The organism is Marinobacter sp. Hex_13, assembly GCF_001566815.1.
Classification (GTDB): domain Bacteria; phylum Pseudomonadota; class Gammaproteobacteria; order Pseudomonadales; family Oleiphilaceae; genus Marinobacter; species Marinobacter salarius.
This window is the reverse complement of sequence record NZ_LSMM01000034.1, coordinates 34,025-54,781: the sequence shown is the minus strand read 5'-3', so window position 1 is coordinate 54,781 and position 20,757 is coordinate 34,025. Positions and strand designations below refer to the sequence as shown.

The window sequence follows — 20,757 nt, the reverse complement described above, 5'->3', positions numbered from 1 at the left end:
CATGTTGCTGGGCTGGGTTGGAGGTTTGCCGCTGTTTGTGGCGGGTCTGTCCCTGGTTCATGGCGTTGTCGGTCGTAAGAATCTGAGTGGTCAGTGGTTGGTGCTGTTCTACCTGGCGCTGGTACTGCTTGGTCCAAGCCTGATGATTCTGTTGGTAGTTCTGGCTTTTGTGGATAGCTGGCTGGATATCCGGAGGCGAATGAAGCCCTCCGGCCCGGCTGAATAAAGCACGAAGAGGTTAACGAGATGGATGTTATTCTGCTCGAAAAAGTAGCAAACCTTGGTTCACTGGGTGACAAGGTCAAGGTAAAGGCCGGTTACGGTCGTAATTTTCTGCTGCCTTATGGCAAGGCTGTTGCGGCAACCGCTGACAACCTGAAAGCGTTCGAAGAGCGCCGTGCAGAGCTGGAAAAAGCGGCAGCTGAGAAGCTGTCTGCAGCTCAGGCTCGTGGCGAAGCTCTGGAAGGCGCCTCAGTCACCATTACCTCCAAGGCTGGTGAAGAAGGCAAGCTGTTCGGCTCCATCGGTGTGCGTGACATCGCAGATGCGATTACCGCCACCGGTACCGACGTTGAGAAAAGTGAAGTTCGTCTGCCCGAAGGCCCGCTCCGCGTGGTTGGCGAGTACGAAATCGAGCTTCAGCTGCACTCTGACGTAACCGTTCACATTAACCTGGCTGTTGTGGCCGAGTAAATTGACGGTTTAGTCTGAACATCGGGTTACTACCCGGTGCAGCCATACAGGCCCGGAATCCACTCAGGTGGATTCCGGGCCTGTTGCTTTCTGGTGTATGATTTGTGTTTTCCGTAGCTCTCCCATCGCATCGACAATCCCCGTAAACTGTCACGGATGTGATGCCCAGACGAAGACGTTTCCATGGCCAACCCGAATTTCAAACCGGTAAACAGCGACCCTGAGACCAGCCGAATCAAGGTTCCACCTCATTCCGTGGAGGCCGAACAGGCGGTGCTTGGTGGCCTGATGCTGGACAACCGCCGATTTGATGAAATCTCGGAGATCATTTCCGCTGGCGACTTTTACCGCCAGGATCACCGCCTCATTTTTGGTGCTGCCGAGCGACTGGCGGGCGAAAGCGAACCGCTTGATGTTGTCACGCTGACCGAATTCCTGGAGCGTGCTGGTGATATCGAAGACGCGGGTGGGCTTTCCTACCTGGCAGAGCTGGCCGAGAAGACACCCGGTGCCGCCAATATCCGCGCCTATGCCGAGATTGTGCGGGAGCGCTCTATTCTGCGACAACTGGTGCAGGTGTCCGGCGAGATATCCGATTCGGCGTTTAACCCCCAGGGCCGGAACAGCAACGAGATCCTGGATGAAGCCGAGCGTAACGTCTTCCAGATCGCCGAATCGCGGGTCAAGGAAGGCTCCGGCCCCCAGGCCATCAACCCGATTCTCACCAAGGCCCTCAGTCGCATTGAGGAGCTGTTCGAGTCCGGCGAGACTACAACGGGTCTGACTACGGGCTTCAAGGACCTGGACGAGTGGACGTCGGGGATGCAGCCCTCGGATCTGTTGATCGTGGCGGGGCGACCGTCCATGGGTAAAACCACCTTTGCCATGAACATCGTCGAGAACGCCTTGATAAGCACCGGCGCGCCGATTCTGGTGTTCAGTATGGAAATGCCGGCGGATGCGCTGGTCATGCGTATGTTGTCGTCATTAGGGCGTATTGATCAGAGCCGGATTCGTAGCGGTAAGCTTGAAGAGGACGACTGGCCCAGGCTGACATCCGCGGTGAGTCTGCTGAAAGACAAGCCGCTTTATATCGACGACACGCCTGGTCTGAGCCCAACCGAAATGCGTTCCCGGGCTCGTCGTATTGCCCGGGAGAACGAAGGCAAGCTCGGCCTGATCATGGTCGATTACCTCCAGTTGATGCGGGTGCCCGGCAACACCGAGGGCCGGACCGCCGAGATTTCCGAGATCTCCCGTTCCCTGAAAGGGATCGCCAAGGAGCTCAGCTGCCCGGTCGTGGCGCTTTCGCAGCTGAACCGGAGCCTGGAGCAGCGGCCGAACAAGCGCCCGGTCAACTCGGACCTGCGGGAATCCGGTGCGATCGAGCAGGACGCGGACGTCATCATGTTTGTCTATCGGGATGAGGTCTACAACGAAGACACCTCCGACAAGGGCATTGCCGAAATCATCATCGGTAAGCAACGTAACGGCCCCATTGGCACTGTGCGACTGGCCTTCATCGGCAAGTACACCAAGTTCGAGGATCTGGCCCACGGCGATTACGGCGGGGATTATTAATGCCACGGAAGACCCTTGCCCGTATTGATACCCGTGCACTCCGCCACAACTATCGCCTCGCCTGTCGGCTGGCCAGCCCGGCCCGGGCGATGGCCGTTATCAAGGCCGATGGCTATGGCCATGGCATCCGTGAAGTCGCACGGGCCCTGGCGAGCGATGCACCCAAATTTGCCGTTGCCTGTCTGGAAGAAGCCCTGGCGATCCGTGAGGCCGGTGTTGACCATCCTGTGGTGTTGTTGCAGGGCATGCACAGTGCCGAGGACGTCGCGATGTGTGTTCGCGAAGGTTTTGAAGTGGTGGTCCACAGTCATTATCAGTTGGACTGGCTGGAGCAGGCTGGTGGGACGCCGACGGTCTGGGTAAAAGTGAATACCGGCATGAATCGGCTTGGTTTCGCGCCGAGCGCACTGGCCGATGTTATGGCACGACTGGGTACCATTGCCGCGGCGGAGAAGGTGGCGGGTTTCGTAACGCACTTTGCCTGTGCGGATGATATCTCCGGCGATGACACGGACCAGCAGACGCGGATATTCAGTGAAGCCGTGGTGGACTGGCCAAAACTTGAGAAAAGCGCGTCCAATTCCGCCGCCCATTTTCTTCCTGCCCAGCCGTCGTTCGACTGGACCCGTCCCGGCATCATGCTTTATGGCGCCTCCCCGACCTTGGGCAAGACTGGCCCGGAGCTGGGACTGGAAGCGGTAATGACACTGGAAGCCCCTTTAACCGCCGTGCGAACGCTACAACCGGGAGAGTCCGTGGGCTATGGCTACAGCTGGACCGCGACTCAGGAAACACGAATGGGGATTGTGGCCATTGGCTATGGTGATGGCTATCCTCGCCATGCCGGCACGGGCACTCCGGCGTGGGTCGGCGGTAACCGCATACGCCTGATTGGCAGGGTGTCCATGGACATGCTGGCCGTGGACCTGACGGGCGCCCCTGACGCCTGTCCTGGCGACCCTGTGGAGCTCTGGGGGCGGCATGTCAGTGTGGATGAAGTGGCGCAACACGCCGGTACCATTGGCTACGAACTGCTAACGGGTATTACAGCCCGGGTGCCCAGGCTGTACGAGGATTCGGGCAACACCGCAGCAGGGTAGGTGATCAGGAAGCGGGTTCCGGCTCGTGGATGATTTCCTCGATGAAGTCGAGAATCGCGGCCAGGCTGCGGTCGTCCAGTTTCTTCAGGACTTTGTGGACGACCATCTTGCTGCCTTTGAGCATGCTGCCGATGCCCATTCTGGCCATACCCATCAGCATGCTGCTGGCATTCAGCCGGCGCAGGGGTTCCAGGAAAAAGAAATCCAGACCGTTGTCGGTCATCTCGACAATCAGTTCGAACAGTTTGTCGATGGCTATCTTGTCCGCCTTTCCCCGCTCCCGGAGCTCATTGACGGTATAAAGTGCGCGGGTGCGGAGCTCATCCGGGATGGGGGCAACGATATGGCTTTGTTGTTTCAGCATGTAGGATCCTGTTGTTGTATGCTCGTCAGGTCTGCTCAGTACTCCGACACGTATTCTATGGGGTGTACATCGCGTGCCATTGGCTCGAACGGTATCGGGTGCCCGTCATATCAGTGATATCCCGTGCACGCGTTCCAACAAGCTGTGGGAACGATTACAGTGTGGTAAAGACTTACAGCAGCATACCGATAAAGTGGCAACGGTATTGTTACCCGTTGCGAAGATAGAAACCGGAGGCGATGAGCGCTCGTGCACGTTCTTGTAGTTCATGATTATGGCCCATTGGGGCGGGTATTGCTGGAGCGTTTAAGGAATACCTCGCTCCATGTCAGCCCGTTGCTGATCAGCGAGCTTGAAACCGCGGATCTTTCGGCGCTGGAAGGCTGGGTTCCCGACGACACTGATCTGATCGTGAACGCGCTTTGGCTTGCGGACCCTGAAAGTGCGGAAAAGAACCCCGAGTTGGCCCACAAGGCGTCGTTTTCGTTGCCTGTGGCACTGGCTGAGCACGCCTGTGAGCACAATATCGCGTTGTTGCAGTTGTCGTCTTCATACGTGTTCGACGGCCGAAAGCAGAGTGCCTATATTGCCTCCAATCCCGGTCAGCCCTGTAACGAGCTGGGTAACTGGCAGTGGGAATGCGAACAGGCGCTGAGAACGTTGTTGCCGCGGCATATCATTCTGAGGACGGGCTGGAGCCTGGGGCGCTTTGTTCGCAAGGTGCAGTCCGTTGCCGCAGGGTCCGACACCATCAAGTTACCCGGTAAATGCCGTGGCCAACCTGTGACTGTCAGTGATCTTGCCCGGGTGATTACCGCGATTGTGCAGCAGATAGACTGTGGTGCGGAGGTGTGGGGCACCTATCAGTATGCCGGTGCGGAAGATATCTCTCTCTATGAGCTGGGGCTTGCAATCACCGGTTTGAGGGGTATTCCCGATGGTATCCGGGTGGTGGATGAAACGCCCGCATGGGCAACCCTGGAGCCCGCGAACGCCACCATGATCTGCACCAAGATCCGCAACACCTTTGGCGTCAAGCAGCTCCCGTGGCGTTCGGGGTTGGCCGAGGAGCTGGAGCTACTGTCCCTGAACGGCGGCAAGGAACTCACGGACGAGCCCACAAGCTAGGCTCGTCAGGAAGTCAGGCTTTTCCGAATACCAGCGAGGCATTGGTGCCGCCGAACCCGAAGCTGTTGGACATCACTGTATTCAGTGGCGCCGCTTTGGAATCAGGCCCCACAACCGGCATTCCGGCAATGGTGTCATCCAGGTTTGTCAGGTTTTTAGTGCCCGCAATAAATCCGTTCTGCAGCATGATCAGGGAATAGATCGCTTCATGAACACCCGATGCGCCCAAAGAGTGGCCGGATAGCGACTTTGTGGACGAAATCTGCGGCACTTTATCACCGAAGACGTTCCGTACCGCCTTCATCTCCGCCACATCGCCCACCGGCGTGCTGGTGCCGTGTGCATTGATGTAATCCACCGGTGTCTCAACCGTGGACAGCGCCTGTTGCATGCAACGCATGGCGCCTTCGCCAGAGGGGGCGACCATGTCGTGTCCGTCGGACGTGGCGCCATAACCGGTCAGCTCGGCAATAATGGGGGCACCGCGCTTGAGGGCATGCTCAAGCTCTTCCATTACCACCATGCCGCCACCCCCTGCGATAACGAATCCATCACGACCGGCGTCGAAGGGTCTGGATGCGGTTTCCGGGGCATCGTTATACTTGGTGGACAAGGCGCCCATGGCGTCGAACAGCATGGTCAGGCTCCAGTCCTCTTCCTCGCCACCGCCAGCGAATACAATGTCCTGCTTGCCAGACTGGATCTGCTCCGCGGCGTGGCCAATACAGTGGGCGCTGGTGGCGCAGGCGGACGACATGGAGTAATTCACGCCGCGAATTTTGAAGGCAGTGGCCAGGCAGGCCGAGACGGTACTGGTCATGATCCGTGGCACCATGTAGGGCCCGATGCGTTTGACACCTTTTTCACGCATGATGTCGACGGCCTCGACCTGGCTGGCGCTGGACGCGCCGCCGGAGCCGGCAATCAGGCCGGTACGGTCATTGGAGACCAGATCGTCTGTCAATCGTGAGGACGCAATGGCCTGCTCCATGGCGAGGTAGCTGTACATCGCCGACTGGCCCATGAAGCGTCGGGTTTTACGGTCGATGACCGACGTATCCACATCAACAGAACCTGCCACCTGGCTGCGGAAGCCCATGTCACGATAGGTTTCATTGAACCGGATGCCCGATTTGCCGGCCTTGAGGCTTTCCAGCACCGCATCCGTGGAGTTGCCGAGGCAGGAAACAATGCCCATTCCGGTAACTACAACCCGTCTCATACTTTCCTCCTTAGCAGGGCCTGCACCGCGAACCGGGCCGGTCCCCTCTGTCTCTGACTATAACCATCAGTCTAGGCGCTTTGGCGCTGCGGCGATATTTGACCTTGGTAAGGTGCAAGAAGAGGCCAGGCGAGCTGGCATAGCCGTTACGTACAAGGCTGCGATCATGGACGTTGGTAAGATGGCGTTTATCAACAATAACCCGAGGGAGATTCACCGTGCGTTCACTGTCTCAATTTCTGCATGACTACGGCGACAGCCATCAGAACACCGTCAACCAGTGGGTCCATATTGCCTGCGTTCCGGCAATCCTGATATCAACACTGGGATTGTTCTGGCTGATACCGGTAGGCAGTTGGCTTGGCCTTTCTGGCTCTGGGGCCTATTGGGTCAACGGCGCCACGATTCTCGCGGGCTTGTCGGGTATCGTCTATCTGCGTTTGTCGCTTTGGGTGTTCGTATTGATGGCGGGCTGGTTTGTACTGTCTTTGTGGGCCATACAGAGTGTGCTGGCCAGCGGTCTGTCCCTGTTCTGGACCAGCCTTGTGGTCTGGATCGTTGCCTGGGCGGTCCAGGTGGTCGGCCATAAAATTGAAGGCAAGAAGCCGTCGTTCGTGGAAGACCTTGTGTTCCTGCTGATCGGGCCGATCTTCGTTAGCATCGAGTTTGCGGCGAAGCTGGGCATACCGGTACCTTATGCCCAGGGTGGCCATGACGGTGGGCGCCAGCCTCAGAGTCACTGAACCAAGGCTGCTTGAGGTATGCTTGCAGGGAAATGCAGAGTTGAGTGACACCATGCAGGCACCGCCCTTCAAAACGCCAACGAGCGGTCAGGGCCACAAGGGCACCTTGTTTTTGTGGCAGGATCACTGGCAGGTACTCGGACAGTTGATGCCCAACCGCTCACACCGCCACATAAGCGCTTCCTTGCTGGTCGGGCTCGACAGTCCCTTTCGGCTGGCTGTGGACGGTGAATGGCGGGAAACCCGCGCCGCCATCGTAGCCCCTGACGTTCCCCAGGCACTGGAGCCTGGGGAGGCCAGAATCTGGAGCGTCCAGCTCGACCCCGACAGCGTTTACTGGCGGTCCCTGAAATCCGTTACGGCAGGCATGGCCTCCACGGATCTTTCGTTGACCGGTGTGGGTCTGCCTGATCCCGGGGCGACTGACTGCGAGGCCATGGCTTGCGCGCTGGCAAGAGTGATCTCTCAGAGCGGGCACGCGCCCGTTGCGCTGGACGACCGTATAGCGGGCATTTGCGGGAAGCTGAGGGCAGAACTGCCGGAACGCCTGGAACTGAACGCTCTGGCTCAAAGTGTCGGGCTGTCCTCGTCACGGCTGACGCATCTGTTTCGCCAGGAAACGGGCGTGCCGCTGCGCCGCTTTCTCCTGCACCTGAAGATCAACCGGGCATTGGCGTTCTGGAAACCGGGTATATCCGTCTCCCGGTTGGCGACAGAGGCCGGGTTCTACGACCAGCCCCATCTGGTTCGCACGGCACGTGATATGTTCGACGCACTGCCGTCCGCCTATGTGGCGGCGGGATGGTTCAACGTATGCCGTTGTGGTCTCGATGATCAGGCTTTGTCGGATTTCTCGCGTTGACGTTCAGCCTCTTCCCGGGCTTCCTGCTCGACCATGGCGGGCGTCTCCAGCGAAATTCGCCCGAGCTTCCCGGAGCGGAATTCGTTGAGCAGTATTTCCGACACCTTGTGCAGGTCCGGAACCCCGCCTCTCCCCAGGAACCGTCGTTTTTCCGCGATGCCGTCCATCAGTGCCAGGCCGTCCCGGGGCCTTTCTTCAAACCCGTAGCGCGCCATTGCCAGTTCGGGATACGCGTCCAGCAGGTAATCCGCCTCGAATAACGCCACGTCCTCAAACTCAATCACCGCACTGCGAATGGCGCCACTAATAGCCAGGCGGTATCCGCAGGCTTCCGGAGACAGCTTGGGCCAGAGAAACCCCGGTGTGTCATAGAGCAGAACGTTGTCTGGCAGTTTGATGGCCTGCTGCGCCCGGGTCACTGCGGGCTCATTTCCGGTCTTGGCCGCCGGCCGGCCCGCCATAGTATTGATCAGCGTGGACTTCCCGACATTGGGGATGCCCAGGATCATCACCCGCAACGCCCGTTTCTGGCGATCATGATCCGGCGTCATTTCACCGGCCAGTCGCAGGATGTCGAGGGCTTCCGCGCGCTGGTTGTGGGTCATGGTGATGGCCCGAACGCCACGTTCCTTTTCCAACCAGCCGAGCCATTGTTCGGTAATGGCCGGGTCAGCCAAATCTCGCTTGTTAAGCACCTTGATGACGGGCGTATCGCCGCGCAGGGCAGGGACCAGCGGATTTTCACTGCTGAACGGCAGGCGCGCGTCCACGACCTCGATAATGAGATCCATCTGGGGCATTACCTTTTTGATTTCCTTGCGGGCCTTGTGCATGTGCCCTGGAAACCAGTTAATGGCCATGGTTGATACTCCTGAAGTGGCTGAACGGCGCCATTATGGACGGGAATGACTAAATTTTCACATTTCTCTCAACCCGCCCATGGTGGGAGCTGAGGCATGTGAGGGTGTGAAGTATGTACAAAAAGAAGGGGGTTCGGGGTGAAATACCCGGTTGTTTTGATTTAGGGTGTAGGGCTCGAAAACCCAAAGCGACTTAAATAATCGATTAGTGGAGATTTCTATGAAGCTCGTGAAACTGTTCGGAATTGCCCTGATTGCTATCGGGCTGTCTTCTCCGGCGATGGCGCAGCAATCTGGCGGGCAGCCGGACCAGGTTGATCAGCTGGCTCAGATGGTTGGCTTGAGTGAAGACCAGCAGAAAGAAATTCGCGGCATCATTGAAGAGATGCAGGCTGAGATTCAGGAGCTTCAGGGCGAAGCCCAGCAACTGCAGCAGCAGATCCAGGCTCAGATCAAGCCGGATTACGACGAAGACGCGATTCGTGACAACGCCGAGAAGCTGGGTGATGTAACTGGCGAGATGACAGCAATGTCTACTCTGATGCAGGCCAAGGTGGATGCTGTGTTCACTCAGGAGCAGCGTGACGAGTTGAACAAGCGCATGCAGCAAATGCAGCAGCAGATGCAACAGCAGCGTCAGATGCAGCAGGGTATGCAGTAAACATCTGTTTTCCGGGTTAACCCCCGGAGCCCGAAAAAACCGCCTTTGCCTCTGGCTTGGGCGGTTTTTTTTGTGACGGTAGCCTGCTGGTTGGGAGTCAGGTCGCGGCGGGGCGGGCCTACATCGGTGCGACAATCACCAAATTGTGAAGGCTAGGAGAGTGTTACTCACAATTCAGCCCCGAACGGCTTAACCAGCACAATAAGCCGAGGCAACAACGTAAGCGCCCCCACCAGAGCCATAAACATGGCAAAGCCCGTAAACAACCCGAAGTAGATGGTCGGGATGAAATTCGACAGCACCAGGATCGAAAACCCGGTGATAATCGTCAGCGAGGTAAAGAACATCGCCTGCCCGATACTGCGGTGGCAGCGGTGCATGGTGGCGAGGTAGTCGCCGTCTTTCTCGAATTCCGTCTTGAAACGGTGGATGTAGTGAATGGTATCGTCCACTGCGATCCCCACCGTGATGGCCGCCACCGTGATCGTCATCATATCCAGCGGAATGCCCAGCCAGCCCATCAGACCCAGCACCGAACCCGCCGCGATCAGGTTCGGGGCCATGCCGATCAGCGCCAGCTTTATCGACCGGAACAGGATCAGGAACATCACCATGATGGCTAGGAACACAATGCCGATGGTCTTGATCTGGGAATCGAACAGGCTTTGCAGCATGTTGTTGTACATCACCGTCATGCCCGTGAGCTTCACCTGATCGTCCTCAAAGCCCATTTCTTCAGTGAGGTGAGTGCGTATGCGGTCCAGCAATGCCTGCCGGCGCAGGTCCGGGGAGGTCTCCAGGATGCGGATGCTGAAGCGGGCCTGGTCGTGTTCTTCGCTGATGTAGGGGGTCAGAAGAATGTCCTTCAGATCGTCCGGCACCGCCGAGGGTACGAACGCCAGTTCCAGGGCATTCAGGGGCTCGCCACCGTTAACCTGGGCAAGGATGTCCAGGGTGGTGTCGATGGACATGACCTTGCCGGTCTCTGGCAGGCTGTCCAGGTAGTCGTGAACCTTACCCAGGCGGTCCATCTTCTGATAGGTGAACCAGGTGTCCCGGTATTCCTCGGCACCCTCGCAGTCCTCCACAAACGGATCGCAATCACTGGCAAAGGGGTCGCCGCCGGCTTCGCTTTCGGGTGGTTTCTCGTCTGTGATTACCACATCCAGTGGGGTCGTGCCTCCCAGACGGTCATCAATGGTGATCATGCCCTGGTGGATTTCGGTGCTGGACTTGAAGTAGTCGATGAAGCTGTTTTCCACCGTCAGGCGGTTTAGGCCGATGACGCAGAGCACCGCGAGGATGGCGGAGCCGACTAGTACGGTTTTGCCGTAGTGCTCGGTAAACCGCGCAAACCAATCGGTAAAGGGAATTCGGTTGGAGCGAACCCGGTCGTCCACCGGCGGTGGCAGCAGTGCCAGCAGGGCCGGGAAGATGATAAATGTGATGAGGAAGGCCACGGTCAGGCCGATGGTCATCATCCAGCCAAAATCGATCACCGGGCGGATACCGCTGAAGGTAAGCGAGCCGAAAGCAACAATGGTGGTGATGGCCATGTAGAAGCAGGGTTTGATCATCGCCAGCAAGGTGTGCCGCAGCGTATCCCGTGATTCGGCTTCAGGGTCGTCGTGCTGGAACTCCCGATAGCGAACGATCAGGTGGATGGTCAGCGACAGGGTCATGATCAGCAGCAACGACACGAAATTGGATGAGATCACCGTGACTGGCCATTGCGCCCAGCTCAGGTAACCAATCACCAGCCACACCGTAAAGCTGCAGCACAACAGTGGTACCAGCACCCAGCGCCACTGGCGGAAAATGATTGCCAGGGTCAACAGCAGGAAGATCAGCACACCAACACCGAAGGTGGACAGGTCGTTCTGGATGAAACGGATCATGTCGGCAACGATCATGGGTACGCCGCCCAGGTAGATCTCGGCGCGGTCACGGTAGCTGTCGAGGATGCCCCTGACCCGTTTGATGGTGCGGTCCCTTTCCTCGCCCTGGGCCTCGGTGAACTCGATGAATGCCTGGCTGACGGTTTCCAGTCTTTGCTGTTCTTCTGCCGAGGCTTGGCCGCTCTGCACTTTATCCCGCAGCTCGTTGCGCTCCCGGAGCAGTTCAAAATAGCGCTCGGGAGTGGGCAGATTCACCTGTATCGCAGTGGTGCGCGCGTCTTCACTGATCAGCAGGTTGGGGTACAGTGGATTGTTGAGCAGCGCTTTTTTGGCGGTGTCCGGAGTAACGTCGTCCTCGTCAATGGTCTTGATCTCTGAGTTAACGGTGTCCAGGGTCAGGTCTGGGCTGTGGAGCAGGGGGACGTTGAGAATGCTGTTGGTGGAGCTGACATTCTCCAGGGCTGCGAGCTCATCTCGCAATGACGCCAGCAACGCCAGGCCCTCGTTGCTGAACAATTCCTGGTCGGGCGTATAGGTAACAACGAGAAAATCGTCGGAGGTAGTGAAGCGGCGGTTCACTTCCCGGTACTGCTCCAGGGAGCGATCATCTTCAAGAACCAGCGACTCGGCCGAGGCATCCAGGCGGAACTGGTCCAGCCGCAGGCTGGCTATCAACAGCAGGGCACCAAACAGCAGAAGTACCAGAACAGGACGGGGGAAAATCAGCCGGTCATAGAAAGATCGAAGCCAGGACATCGTAAGAATTACCCTACACAGTGAAAGCGAGTGCAGAGTGTGCCACAAACTGTCCGTCGACGGTGCCCCTGTTTGAGGCCTATTCCAGGGAATTGATCAGTGGTTCAGTCTACCGCTTTGACCGGAATCTGCTGTGCGTTGGAGGAAGCAGGTACGTCTGGCACCGCAAGGCCCAGGTTATTCTTTTCGAACACACGATCGGCACGGTAGCTGGAACGCACCATGGGGCCTGACGGCACTTCCATGAAACCTTTTTCCAGGCCAATCTCGCGGTAGCGATTAAAGTCGTCCGGGGTTACGTAATGTTCTACCGGCAGGTGGTTCTGAGTGGGGCGCAGATACTGGCCCAGGGTCAGTATGTCGACGCCGATAGCCCGCAGGTCGTCCATGGTTTCGAGGATTTCCTCTTCGGTTTCACCGAGGCCCAGCATCAGGCTGGTCTTGGTGAGCACGTCCGGACGGTATTGCTTGGCGTGCGCCAGTACGCTGAGGGTTTTCTCGTAGCCGGCGCGGGGGTCCCGCACGCGGGTGGTCAGGCGCTTCACGGTTTCCACGTTCTGTGCGAAAACGTCCAGGCCGGAGTCCACGACCTTCTCAACGTGCGCCATGACGGCGTCAAAGTCCGGTGTCAGGGCTTCCACTGCGACATGGGGAGTGCGCTGCTTGATGGCGGACACGCAGGCTGCGTAGTGAGCGGCGCCGCCGTCGTCCAGATCGTCCCGGTCTACGGAGGTTAGTACGATATAGCGCAGGCCCATGAGTTCAACGGACTTCGCGGTATTTTCCGGTTCCTCATGGTCCAGCCAGCCTTTGGGGTTGCCGGTATCAACGGCGCAGAAGCGGCAGGCGCGGGTGCACACGGAGCCCATCACCATAATGGTGGCGGTACCGTTGGCCCAGCATTCGCCGATGTTCGGGCAATGGGATTCCTGGCAGACCGTGCTCAGCCGGTGTTCGCTGACGTTCTTGCGCACCGCTTCATAGCGCTCGCCACCGGGCATGCGTGCACGCAGCCAGGACGGTTTACGCTGGGTTTTGGTGTCGATGATGCCCGAGCCCGAGCGCTTGATGCCATCCTTGATCGCTGAGAATCCATGTTCGTTGCGGAACTTTGAACCACTGGTGACGCGTGATTTGGCACTGTCGCTCATTACTGGGGGACTCTCTTCTCGGCGGCGGATAAAAGGCTTGGCTGACCCTAAAGGGTAATCTGCGCCGGCGGAGGATACAAGGCAGGTACGGACAATCACGGGGGTTCCGGGCACGACTTTCGTCGTACCCGGCAATCACATCAGGCGGTTGCTTTGTCCAGCGCCTGGCTGATATCGGCAATGATGTCATCCACGTGTTCGATGCCAATGGACAGGCGCACCAGATCCTCACTGACGCCCGCACTTGCCAGTTCCTCCGGATTGAGCTGCCGGTGTGTCGTTGTGGCGGGGTGACAGGCCAGGGATTTGGCATCACCAATGTTGACCAGGCGGTAGATCAGTTGCAGGGCATCGATGAATTTCGCGCCATTCTCAAGCCCGCCGGTGATGCCGAAACTGAGAATGCCTGACGCACGGCCGCCGCAGATTTTGTCGCAGGTGGCTTTGTAGGGGCTGTCGTCCAGGGTGGCATAGTTTACCCATTCCACCGACGGATGGTTTTGCAGGAAATTGGCCACTTTTTCGGCGTTTTCACAGTGTCTTTCCATGCGCAGGCCGAGTGTTTCAAGGCCCTGCATGATCAAAAAGGCATTGAACGGAGCCAGAGCGGCGCCGGTATTGCGCAGGGGAACCACGCGGCAGCGCCCGATGAAAGCCGCTGCGCCAAGGGCTTCGGTATAGACCACGCCGTGGTAGGACGGGTCCGGCTCGTTGAGCATGGGGAACTTCGCCTTGTTGGCGGCCCAGTCGAACTTCCCGGAGTCGACCACCACACCCGCTACGGTGGTGCCGTGGCCGCCGATGTATTTGGTCAGCGAGTGCACCACGATGTCTGCACCGTGTTCGAAGGGCCGGCACAGGAAAGGCGTTGCCACGGTGTTGTCGACGATCAGCGGAATGCCGTGTTTGTGGGCAATGTCCGCCCAGCGCTGGATATCAACCACATTACCGGCCGGGTTGCCAATGGATTCGCAGAACAGGGCGCGGGTATTGTCATCAATGGCTTTCTCCACCGCGTCAAAATCATCGTGTCGTACCATGCGGCAGTTGATGCCCTGGTTCGGCAGTGAGTGGGCGAACAGATTGTAGGTGCCGCCATAGAGCTGGCCGGTGCTGACAATGTTATTCCCCACTTTGCAGATGGTCTGGAGCGAGTAAAGGATGGCCGCCATGCCCGAGGCGACTGCGAGCGCACCCACACCACCTTCAAGCTGCGCCATACGTTCCTCCAGTACGGCGTTGGTGGGGTTCATGATGCGCGTGTAGATGTTGCCCTGTACCTTCAGGTCAAACAGGTCCGCACCGTGTTGGGTGTCGTCGAACGTGTAGGAGGTGGTCTGGTAGATGGGCGTGGTCGCGGCGTTGGTTGTCGGATCGCCGTTGAAGCCAGCGTGAAGGGCGAGAGTTTCCGGTTTCATGGTTGAGCATCCCTTTTATCAAGCGTTGTTGTTGAGGTCGAACATCCCGATTGAGTATGCCACAGGCACAGGAACGTGAGCATTGTTTCATGTTGACCCTCATTGGCTTGTGACTTCCGTGTTTCCGCGCTAGGTTCGAACAGATATGACAGCCACAAACCTGCAAATAACAACAGGCATCATCCGCCAGACAACAACGCCCCCCCTTGGCTCCAAGACGGGGGCCGCTTGGGCCGTCCTGCTTTCCCTGTTTCTGATCGCTTGCAGTGATGATTATCCGGAAGATGATGGTGGGCGGGCCCCAGCCGGCGCTGATGTAAACGCTCCGAAAAGCCGTCTGCTGGAACATCCGGAAACCGGTGAGAGACTGGCCGAAAGGCAGGTGCTTGTTCGTGGCAATGCCAGTGAACCTGCTTCCCTGGACCCCCAGCTGGTCCAGGACAGCGTGGGTGGCGCCATCGTGGTTGACCTGTTCGAAGGGTTGACCCGCAGCGGCCCTAGAGGGGATACCGAACCGGCGATGGCGACGTCCTGGGCCTCATCGAACAATAACCTGACCTGGACATTCCAGCTCCGTGAAGACGGCCGCTGGAGCGATGGCAGTCGCGTTACCGCCCAGGATTTCGTGTATGGGTGGCGCCGGGCGGTCGACCCGGAGGTAGGCTCAAACTATGCGTATTACATCGAGTCTGCCGGGGTGGCCAATGCCGGCGAGATCATCGCAGGGGAAAAGACACCGGATACGCTGGGTGTGCGCGCTGTCGACGACTTCACCTTCGAGGTGACCCTGGACGAGCCGATCACCTACCTGCCGGATATGACCGTCCACTACACGATGTTTCCTGCCCCCCGCCAGGCCATCGAGGCCCACGGCGAGGACTGGACTAGGCCTGGCAAGATGGTTTCCAACGGAGCCTATACGTTGAACGCCTGGCATATCGGCGAGAAGCTGGTGGCGGCTCGCAATCCCCGCTACTGGGGGGATGACAGCACCATCATCGACCGGGTGGTTTACCTGCCGATCGAATCTTCGTCCGCCGAGCTTCAGCGCTACGCCAGTGGCGAGCTGCACATGACCTCCACGGTGCCGGTGTCCCAGATGGCCCGGTTGAAAAAAGAGCGGCCCAAAGAGTTGGTGATGGTACCCAGCATGGCCACGTACATGTATGCCTTCAACGTCGACAGGCCGCCCTTTGACGACGTGAGAGTGCGTCGGGCGCTGACCTACGCCATTGACCGCAATATCATCGTCAGCTACATCACCCGGGGCAACCAGATGCCGGCATTCACACTGACACCGCCCTACGTCAGCGGTTTCGACTTCCGGCAGCCGGAGTACGCTACCTGGTCCCAGACCCGCCGCGACGAAGAGGCGCGCGAAGCCCTTGAGGAAGCCGGCTACAATGAAGACAACCCACTGGAATTCGAACTGCTCTACAACACCGACGAGAGCCACAAGGCGCTGGCCATCGTGGTCAGCCAGATGTGGAAAGAGAAGCTGGGGGCAAAGGTCACCATCAGCAATCTGGAGTGGAAAACCTTCCTCTCCGAGAAGCAGGCTGGCAACTATGGTATCGCCCGGTTTGGCTGGAAAGGGGATTACAACGAAGCCTCCACCTTCCTGACCCTGCTAACCAGCGACAGCGGTAATAACGACGGCGGCTGGAGCAATGAAACATACGACCAGTTGCTGCTGGATGCCCGTTCCAGCGACGACCCTAATCCCTACTATGTCAGGGCCGAGGAGATCCTGTGGCAGGCGTTTCCGGTGGTGCCGGTGTACTTCAACACCACGGTGGCGCTGGTGAGCCCGTCCCTGAAGGGCTATCCGGAGAAGAATCCCCGTAACATTGTTTACAGCAAGGATATGTACATCACTGCGGACTGAGGGAAGCCATGTTCAGTTTTATCATCAGGCGTCTGGCGGTAGCGGTACCAACCATTCTGGCGTTGATCACTGTCTCGTTCGTGCTGATGCACGCGGCACCTGGCGGCCCGTTTACCAACGAGCGTAATGTGCCGGAAGCGGTGATGGAAAACATCGAGGCCAAATACAACTTGGATAAGCCCCTGTGGCAGCAGTACCTCATTTACGTGGGCAACGTCGCCCAGGGCGACCTGGGGCCCTCGTTTCGTTATAAGGACTTCACGGTCAATGAGCTGATCGAGTCCAGCTTTCCCCGGTCCGCCTACATCGGTGCCTGGTCCTTCCTGTTCGTGGTTGTGTTCGGGGTGGGGCTGGGTGTGGTTGCGGCCCTGAAACAAAACCGTTGGCCGGACTATACGGTGATGACCGCCGCCATGACCGGGGTGGTGTTCCCCAATTTCGTGATGGCGCCGTTGCTGGTGCTGCTGTTTGCCGTCACGTTGCGCTGGTTGCCTGCCGGCGGCTGGGAAGGCGGTCAGGTGGAATACATCGTGCTGCCGATCATCGCCATGGCGACGTCCTACATTGCGCAGGTGGCGCGGATTACCCGTAGCAGCATGATAGAGACCCTGCGCAGTCCGTTCATCCGCACCGCCCGAGCCAAGGGCATTCCCCGCCACAAGATCGTATTGCGTCATGCCCTCAAGCCCGCGTTGATTCCGGTGGTGTCGTACCTTGGGCCGGCTTTCGTGGGCATCATCACCGGTTCGGTGATCATTGATCAGGTATTTTCCACGGGCGGCATTGGCCAGCACTTCGTCAACGGTGCCATCAACCGGGACTACTCACTGATTCTCGGGGTCACCATTCTGGTGGGCGTACTGACCATCGTCTTTAACGCGGCGGTGGATATTCTCTATACCTGGCTGGACCCGAGGGTGCGTTACTGATGTTTTTCTCCGACAAACATGCGGGCATGGGCGAACTGGCGGACACCCTTGCGGAAGACGCCTACACCGAAGGCCGCAGCCTGTGGCGTGACGCGCGACGGCGTTTTATGAGCCACCGTGCGGCGGTGGCTAGCCTGGTCGTGCTGGCACTGTTGCTGTTGTTCGCGGCCTTCGGCCAGTACCTGTCACCCTGGGATAACGAGTCCATCGACTGGGCCAGTTTGCCAAACCTGGATGAAGATGGCTTGCCCAGCCTGGCGAGCCAGCACTATTTCGGTCTTGATCCCATCGGCCGGGACCTCTACCAACGCACTGTGCAGGGCAGCCGTATTTCCCTCATGGTCGGCGTTCTCGGAGCGCTGACGGCGGTGGTCATCGGCACGCTTTATGGGGCCATTTCCGGTTACGTGGGTGGCCGTACCGACGCCATCATGATGCGGACGCTCGAAGTGCTCAGCGCCTTTCCCTTCATGTTCCTGGTGATCGTTCTGATGGCGGTGTTCGGGCGCAATGTACTGCTCATTTTCGTAGCCATTGGCGCGGTGAGCTGGCTGAATATGGCCCGGATTGTGCGGGGCCAGACCCTGAGCCTGAAGCGCAAGGAGTACATTGAGGCCGCCATGTCCGTCGGTGTGCATCCCTTCCTGATCGTGCTCCGCCACATCGTGCCCAATGTGCTGGGCGTGGTGATTGTTTATGCAACCCTGCTGGTGCCGGAGATGATCCTGTTCGAATCCTTTATCTCGTTCCTGGGGCTTGGGGTGTCGGAACCCTACACCTCATGGGGTGCGCTGATTTCCGAAGGCGCGGATGCCATGTGGACCGCGCCATGGACCCTGATTTTCCCGATGCTGATGCTGGTGCTCACCCTGTTCTGTTTCAATTTTCTCGGCGACGGGCTGCGGGATGCCCTCGACCCTAAAGACCGCTGAGCCGGCAGGAACCCGATCTATGGCAATGCTGGAAGTCAATAACCTCGAAGTGGCCTTCGATACACCGGATGGCACCTTGCAGGCAGTGAGGGGGCTCAGCTACCAGTTGGAGGCTGGGCAGACTCTGGGCATCGTGGGTGAGTCCGGCGCGGGTAAAAGCCAGGGGGTATTTGCGCTGATGGGCCTGCTCCCGGACAACGCCCGGGTCAATGGCGAGGTGATCTTTGAAGGCGAGCCACTGCTTAACTTGCCGGAAAAGCGGATGAATCAGATCCGTGCGGCCCGCATCGGTATGATTTTCCAGGACCCGATGACGTCCCTGAACCCGTTCATGAAAGTCAGCGACCAGCTCATCGAAGTGCTGGTGCAACACAAAGGCATCAGCCGCAAACAGGCTCTTCAGGAATCCCTGCAGATGCTGGAAGCGGTTCGTATCCCCGAGGCCCGCAACCGAATTCATTGTTACCCCCATGAATTCTCCGGGGGTATGCGTCAACGGGTCATGATCGCCATGTCCCTGTTGTGCCGGCCGCGCCTGCTGATTGCGGACGAACCCACCACTGCCCTGGATGTCACAGTTCAGGCTCAGGTGATGGACCTGTTGCAGGAGCTGCAACAGGAATTCAATACCGCGATTATCCTGATCACCCACGACCTGGGCGTAGTGGCCGGAAGCTGCGACCAGACATTGGTGATGTACGGTGGCCAGATGATGGAATTCGCTGCCACCCGGGACCTGTTCCGGGATCCCTCCCATCCCTATACCAAAGGCCTGATGGGCGCCATTCCGCGTATTGATGAGCAGATGGATGAACTGGTCACCATCCCCGGCAACCCGCCCAACCTGATGAACCTGCCGCCGGGCTGTCCATTCTGCGACCGTTGCCCCGTGGCGGAGCCGCGCTGCTATCACGAACTCGACCCACCGGAGCGATTCGGGGCAGAGCGGATTCGTGTATGCAACCTGCCAAGGGAGGCGATTCGATGAGCGAGCAACAGCGCCTGCTGACGGTGGAAAACCTGCGGGTCACCTTCGACATCATGCCTCGCAACGCCTGGCCCTGGACCCGGCCGCAGCCACTAAAAGCGGTGAACAACGTCAGCTTCACCCTCAACGAGGGCGAAACCCTCGGCATCGTGGGTGAGTCCGGCTGCGGCAAGTCCACCCTGGCAAGGGCCATCATGGGCATGGTACCCAGCCAGGCGGGAAAGGTGGTGTGGTTGGGCGAGGACCTGCGGGGGCTCAACCTGAAACAACTGCGCAAACGTCGCCAACGCCTGCAGATGGTGTTCCAGGATCCGCTTGCTTCCCTGTCGCCACGAATGACCGTCGGCGACATCATTGCTGAGCCCCTGCGTACCCACTACCCGGATATCAAGGGCGCCGAGCTAAGGGAGAAAGTGGATGCCATCATGGATCGCGTTGGCCTGCACCCTCACCAGAAAAACCGCTACCCCCATGAATTCTCAGGCGGCCAGTGCCAGCGGGTGGGCATTGCCCGGGCGTTGATACTGGAGCCGAAACTGATCATCTGCGACGAGCCCGTCTCCGCCCTCGATGTGTCGGTACAGGCCCAGGTGATTAATCTGCTCAAAAACCTGCAGCGGGACATGGGCCTGTCATTGATCTTCATTGCTCACGACCTGAGCGTGGTCAAACACATCAGTGACCGGGTGATGGTGCTGTACCTGGGCAATGTGGCCGAAAACGCCCCCCGTGCTGAACTGTTTGCCAACCCCCGGCACCCTTACACCCAGGCCCTGATGGCCGCGGTGCCGATCCCGGACCCGGAGAGGGAACGGGCCAAGCCCCCGGCGGAACTGGAAGACGACCTGCCGTCGCCGATGAATCCCCCCAGCGGCTGCGTGTTTCGTACACGATGCCCGCTGGCGACGGACTATTGCAGTGGGGAAGTGCCGGCACTGGAAGACAAAACCGGGGCAGGGCATTGGGTGGCCTGTCACTACGTAGAGCGACGGGAATCGTAATAAAGTGTGGAAACGATGTCGAAATTCGCAACGCTGATCCGACAAGAAGGTAACAGGGCACTAACAACCTGTTTCTACCACCTACAATCTGGAGAGCGTGAACCATGACATCAATGATTTTTGTAAACCTGCCGGTAAAAGACCTCAATGCTTCCATGGCCTTCTACGAGGCGCTTGGTTTCAGGAACAACCCCCAGTTCACCGACGATACTGCCGCATGCATGGTCTGGAGTGAGGCCATTCACGTCATGTTGCTCACCCACGACAAATGGCGCACATTTACTGACCGCCCAATTCCGCCGACCACCTCCAGCGAGGTGATGCTGGCCATCTCCTGCAACAACCGCGAAGCCGTCGACGCGATGAATAATGCTGCCGCTGACAACGGCGGCGTTGCAGACATCAACCCGTTACAGGACCTGGGGTTCATGTATAACAGAAATCTCGCCGACCCGGACGGGCACGTATGGGAAGCCATGTGGATGGACCCCACAGCGATTCCCGGAGCCAATGACGAAGGCCAGGGAAGTGCCGGTGCTTGACGGCAAGACCAGGCCGGGCACTGGGTGGCCTGTCATTACG

19 protein-coding genes and 1 pseudogene are annotated in these 20,757 nt (G+C 58.6%); 14 read left to right on the top strand and 6 right to left on the bottom strand.

Going from position 1 to position 20,757, the window contains the following annotated elements; all coding sequences use genetic code 11:
* The 4 genes and pseudogenes from AXW11_RS08890 to alr form a co-directional block, all read left to right on the top strand.
* Positions 1-226: pseudogene (locus AXW11_RS08890) on the top strand (hypothetical protein); the annotation flags it as partial.
* Between the two features lie 20 nt (positions 227-246).
* A complete protein-coding gene (rplI, locus tag AXW11_RS08885) occupies positions 247-693 on the top strand; it encodes a 50S ribosomal protein L9 (protein ID WP_085681535.1) in 447 nt (148 codons plus the stop codon).
* A 183-nt stretch (positions 694-876) separates the two neighbouring features.
* A complete protein-coding gene (gene dnaB / locus AXW11_RS08880; protein WP_036203907.1) occupies positions 877-2,274 on the top strand; it encodes a replicative DNA helicase in 1,398 nt (465 codons plus the stop codon).
* Positions 2,274-3,374, top strand: coding sequence for an alanine racemase (gene alr / locus AXW11_RS08875; RefSeq protein ID WP_091644385.1), 1,101 nt, complete (start codon positions 2,274-2,276; stop codon positions 3,372-3,374). Before dnaB ends, alr begins: the two co-directional genes overlap by 1 nt.
* 4 nt (positions 3,375-3,378) lie before the next feature.
* Here alr and AXW11_RS08870 read toward each other — a convergent pair whose 3' ends face one another.
* Positions 3,379-3,738, bottom strand: a complete 360-nt coding sequence (locus AXW11_RS08870) for a hypothetical protein (protein ID WP_075194949.1) — start codon at positions 3,736-3,738, stop codon at positions 3,379-3,381.
* A 249-nt stretch (positions 3,739-3,987) separates the two neighbouring features.
* On the opposite strand from AXW11_RS08870, the gene AXW11_RS08865 reads away from it, so the two are divergent.
* Positions 3,988-4,866: a sugar nucleotide-binding protein gene (locus AXW11_RS08865; RefSeq protein WP_075194950.1), complete on the top strand. Its 879-nt coding sequence runs from the start codon at positions 3,988-3,990 to the stop codon at positions 4,864-4,866.
* A 13-nt stretch (positions 4,867-4,879) separates the two neighbouring features.
* Here AXW11_RS08865 and fabB read toward each other — a convergent pair whose 3' ends face one another.
* A complete protein-coding gene (gene fabB / locus AXW11_RS08860) occupies positions 4,880-6,088 on the bottom strand; it encodes a beta-ketoacyl-ACP synthase I (protein ID WP_075194951.1) in 1,209 nt (402 codons plus the stop codon).
* Positions 6,089-6,306: 218 nt separating this feature from the next.
* Between fabB and AXW11_RS08855 the strand changes: the two genes are divergently transcribed.
* Together AXW11_RS08855 and AXW11_RS08850 are read left to right on the top strand one after the other, a co-directional pair.
* Positions 6,307-6,831 (top strand): Mpo1 family 2-hydroxy fatty acid dioxygenase, encoded by a 525-nt coding sequence (locus AXW11_RS08855; protein ID WP_091644382.1) that lies wholly within the window; start codon positions 6,307-6,309, stop codon positions 6,829-6,831.
* A 40-nt stretch (positions 6,832-6,871) separates the two neighbouring features.
* A complete protein-coding gene (locus AXW11_RS08850; RefSeq protein ID WP_228301253.1) occupies positions 6,872-7,693 on the top strand; it encodes a helix-turn-helix transcriptional regulator in 822 nt (273 codons plus the stop codon).
* Here the strand turns inward: AXW11_RS08850 and ylqF are convergent.
* The gene (gene ylqF, locus AXW11_RS08845; RefSeq protein WP_041333456.1) at positions 7,666-8,553 is read right to left on the bottom strand and encodes a ribosome biogenesis GTPase YlqF; all 888 of its coding nucleotides are present in this window, start codon (positions 8,551-8,553) and stop codon (positions 7,666-7,668) included. The two genes, AXW11_RS08850 and ylqF, sit on opposite strands and share 28 nt — an antisense overlap.
* A gap of 220 nt (positions 8,554-8,773) precedes the next feature.
* Here ylqF and AXW11_RS08840 point away from each other — a divergent pair, with 220 nt between their 5' ends.
* Positions 8,774-9,214, top strand: a complete 441-nt coding sequence (locus AXW11_RS08840) for a Spy/CpxP family protein refolding chaperone (protein ID WP_036203929.1) — start codon at positions 8,774-8,776, stop codon at positions 9,212-9,214.
* Positions 9,215-9,381: 167 nt separating this feature from the next.
* Here the strand turns inward: AXW11_RS08840 and AXW11_RS08835 are convergent, their stop codons facing one another.
* From AXW11_RS08835 to AXW11_RS08825, 3 genes are all read right to left on the bottom strand, one after another.
* A complete protein-coding gene (locus AXW11_RS08835) occupies positions 9,382-11,868 on the bottom strand; it encodes an efflux RND transporter permease subunit (RefSeq protein WP_091644379.1) in 2,487 nt (828 codons plus the stop codon).
* 104 nt (positions 11,869-11,972) lie between these two features.
* Positions 11,973-13,019, bottom strand: a complete 1,047-nt coding sequence (gene lipA, locus AXW11_RS08830; protein ID WP_036203934.1) for a lipoyl synthase — start codon at positions 13,017-13,019, stop codon at positions 11,973-11,975.
* 140 nt (positions 13,020-13,159) lie between these two features.
* Positions 13,160-14,437: an O-acetylhomoserine aminocarboxypropyltransferase/cysteine synthase family protein gene (locus AXW11_RS08825; protein ID WP_036203937.1), complete on the bottom strand. Its 1,278-nt coding sequence runs from the start codon at positions 14,435-14,437 to the stop codon at positions 13,160-13,162.
* Positions 14,438-14,582: 145 nt separating this feature from the next.
* Here AXW11_RS08825 and AXW11_RS08820 point away from each other — a divergent pair, with 145 nt between their 5' ends.
* The 6 genes from AXW11_RS08820 to AXW11_RS08795 all read left to right on the top strand — a co-directional run bounded on the left by AXW11_RS08820 (position 14,583) and on the right by AXW11_RS08795 (position 20,717).
* Positions 14,583-16,325: a peptide ABC transporter substrate-binding protein gene (locus tag AXW11_RS08820; RefSeq protein ID WP_091644376.1), complete on the top strand. Its 1,743-nt coding sequence runs from the start codon at positions 14,583-14,585 to the stop codon at positions 16,323-16,325.
* Positions 16,326-16,333: 8 nt separating this feature from the next.
* Complete coding sequence (oppB, locus tag AXW11_RS08815) at positions 16,334-17,254, top strand: oligopeptide ABC transporter permease OppB (RefSeq protein ID WP_036203943.1); 921 nt, start codon at positions 16,334-16,336, stop codon at positions 17,252-17,254.
* Positions 17,254-18,186, top strand: coding sequence for an oligopeptide ABC transporter permease OppC (gene oppC, locus AXW11_RS08810; RefSeq protein ID WP_091644373.1), 933 nt, complete (start codon positions 17,254-17,256; stop codon positions 18,184-18,186). Before oppB ends, oppC begins: the two co-directional genes overlap by 1 nt.
* Before the next feature lie 19 nt (positions 18,187-18,205).
* The gene (locus AXW11_RS08805) at positions 18,206-19,174 is read left to right on the top strand and encodes an oligopeptide/dipeptide ABC transporter ATP-binding protein (protein WP_036203948.1); all 969 of its coding nucleotides are present in this window, start codon (positions 18,206-18,208) and stop codon (positions 19,172-19,174) included.
* Positions 19,171-20,175: an oligopeptide/dipeptide ABC transporter ATP-binding protein gene (locus tag AXW11_RS08800; RefSeq protein ID WP_091644370.1), complete on the top strand. Its 1,005-nt coding sequence runs from the start codon at positions 19,171-19,173 to the stop codon at positions 20,173-20,175. Before AXW11_RS08805 ends, AXW11_RS08800 begins: the two co-directional genes overlap by 4 nt.
* A 104-nt stretch (positions 20,176-20,279) precedes the next feature.
* The gene (locus AXW11_RS08795; RefSeq protein ID WP_091644368.1) at positions 20,280-20,717 is read left to right on the top strand and encodes a VOC family protein; all 438 of its coding nucleotides are present in this window, start codon (positions 20,280-20,282) and stop codon (positions 20,715-20,717) included.
* Positions 20,718-20,757 lie beyond the last annotated feature (40 nt).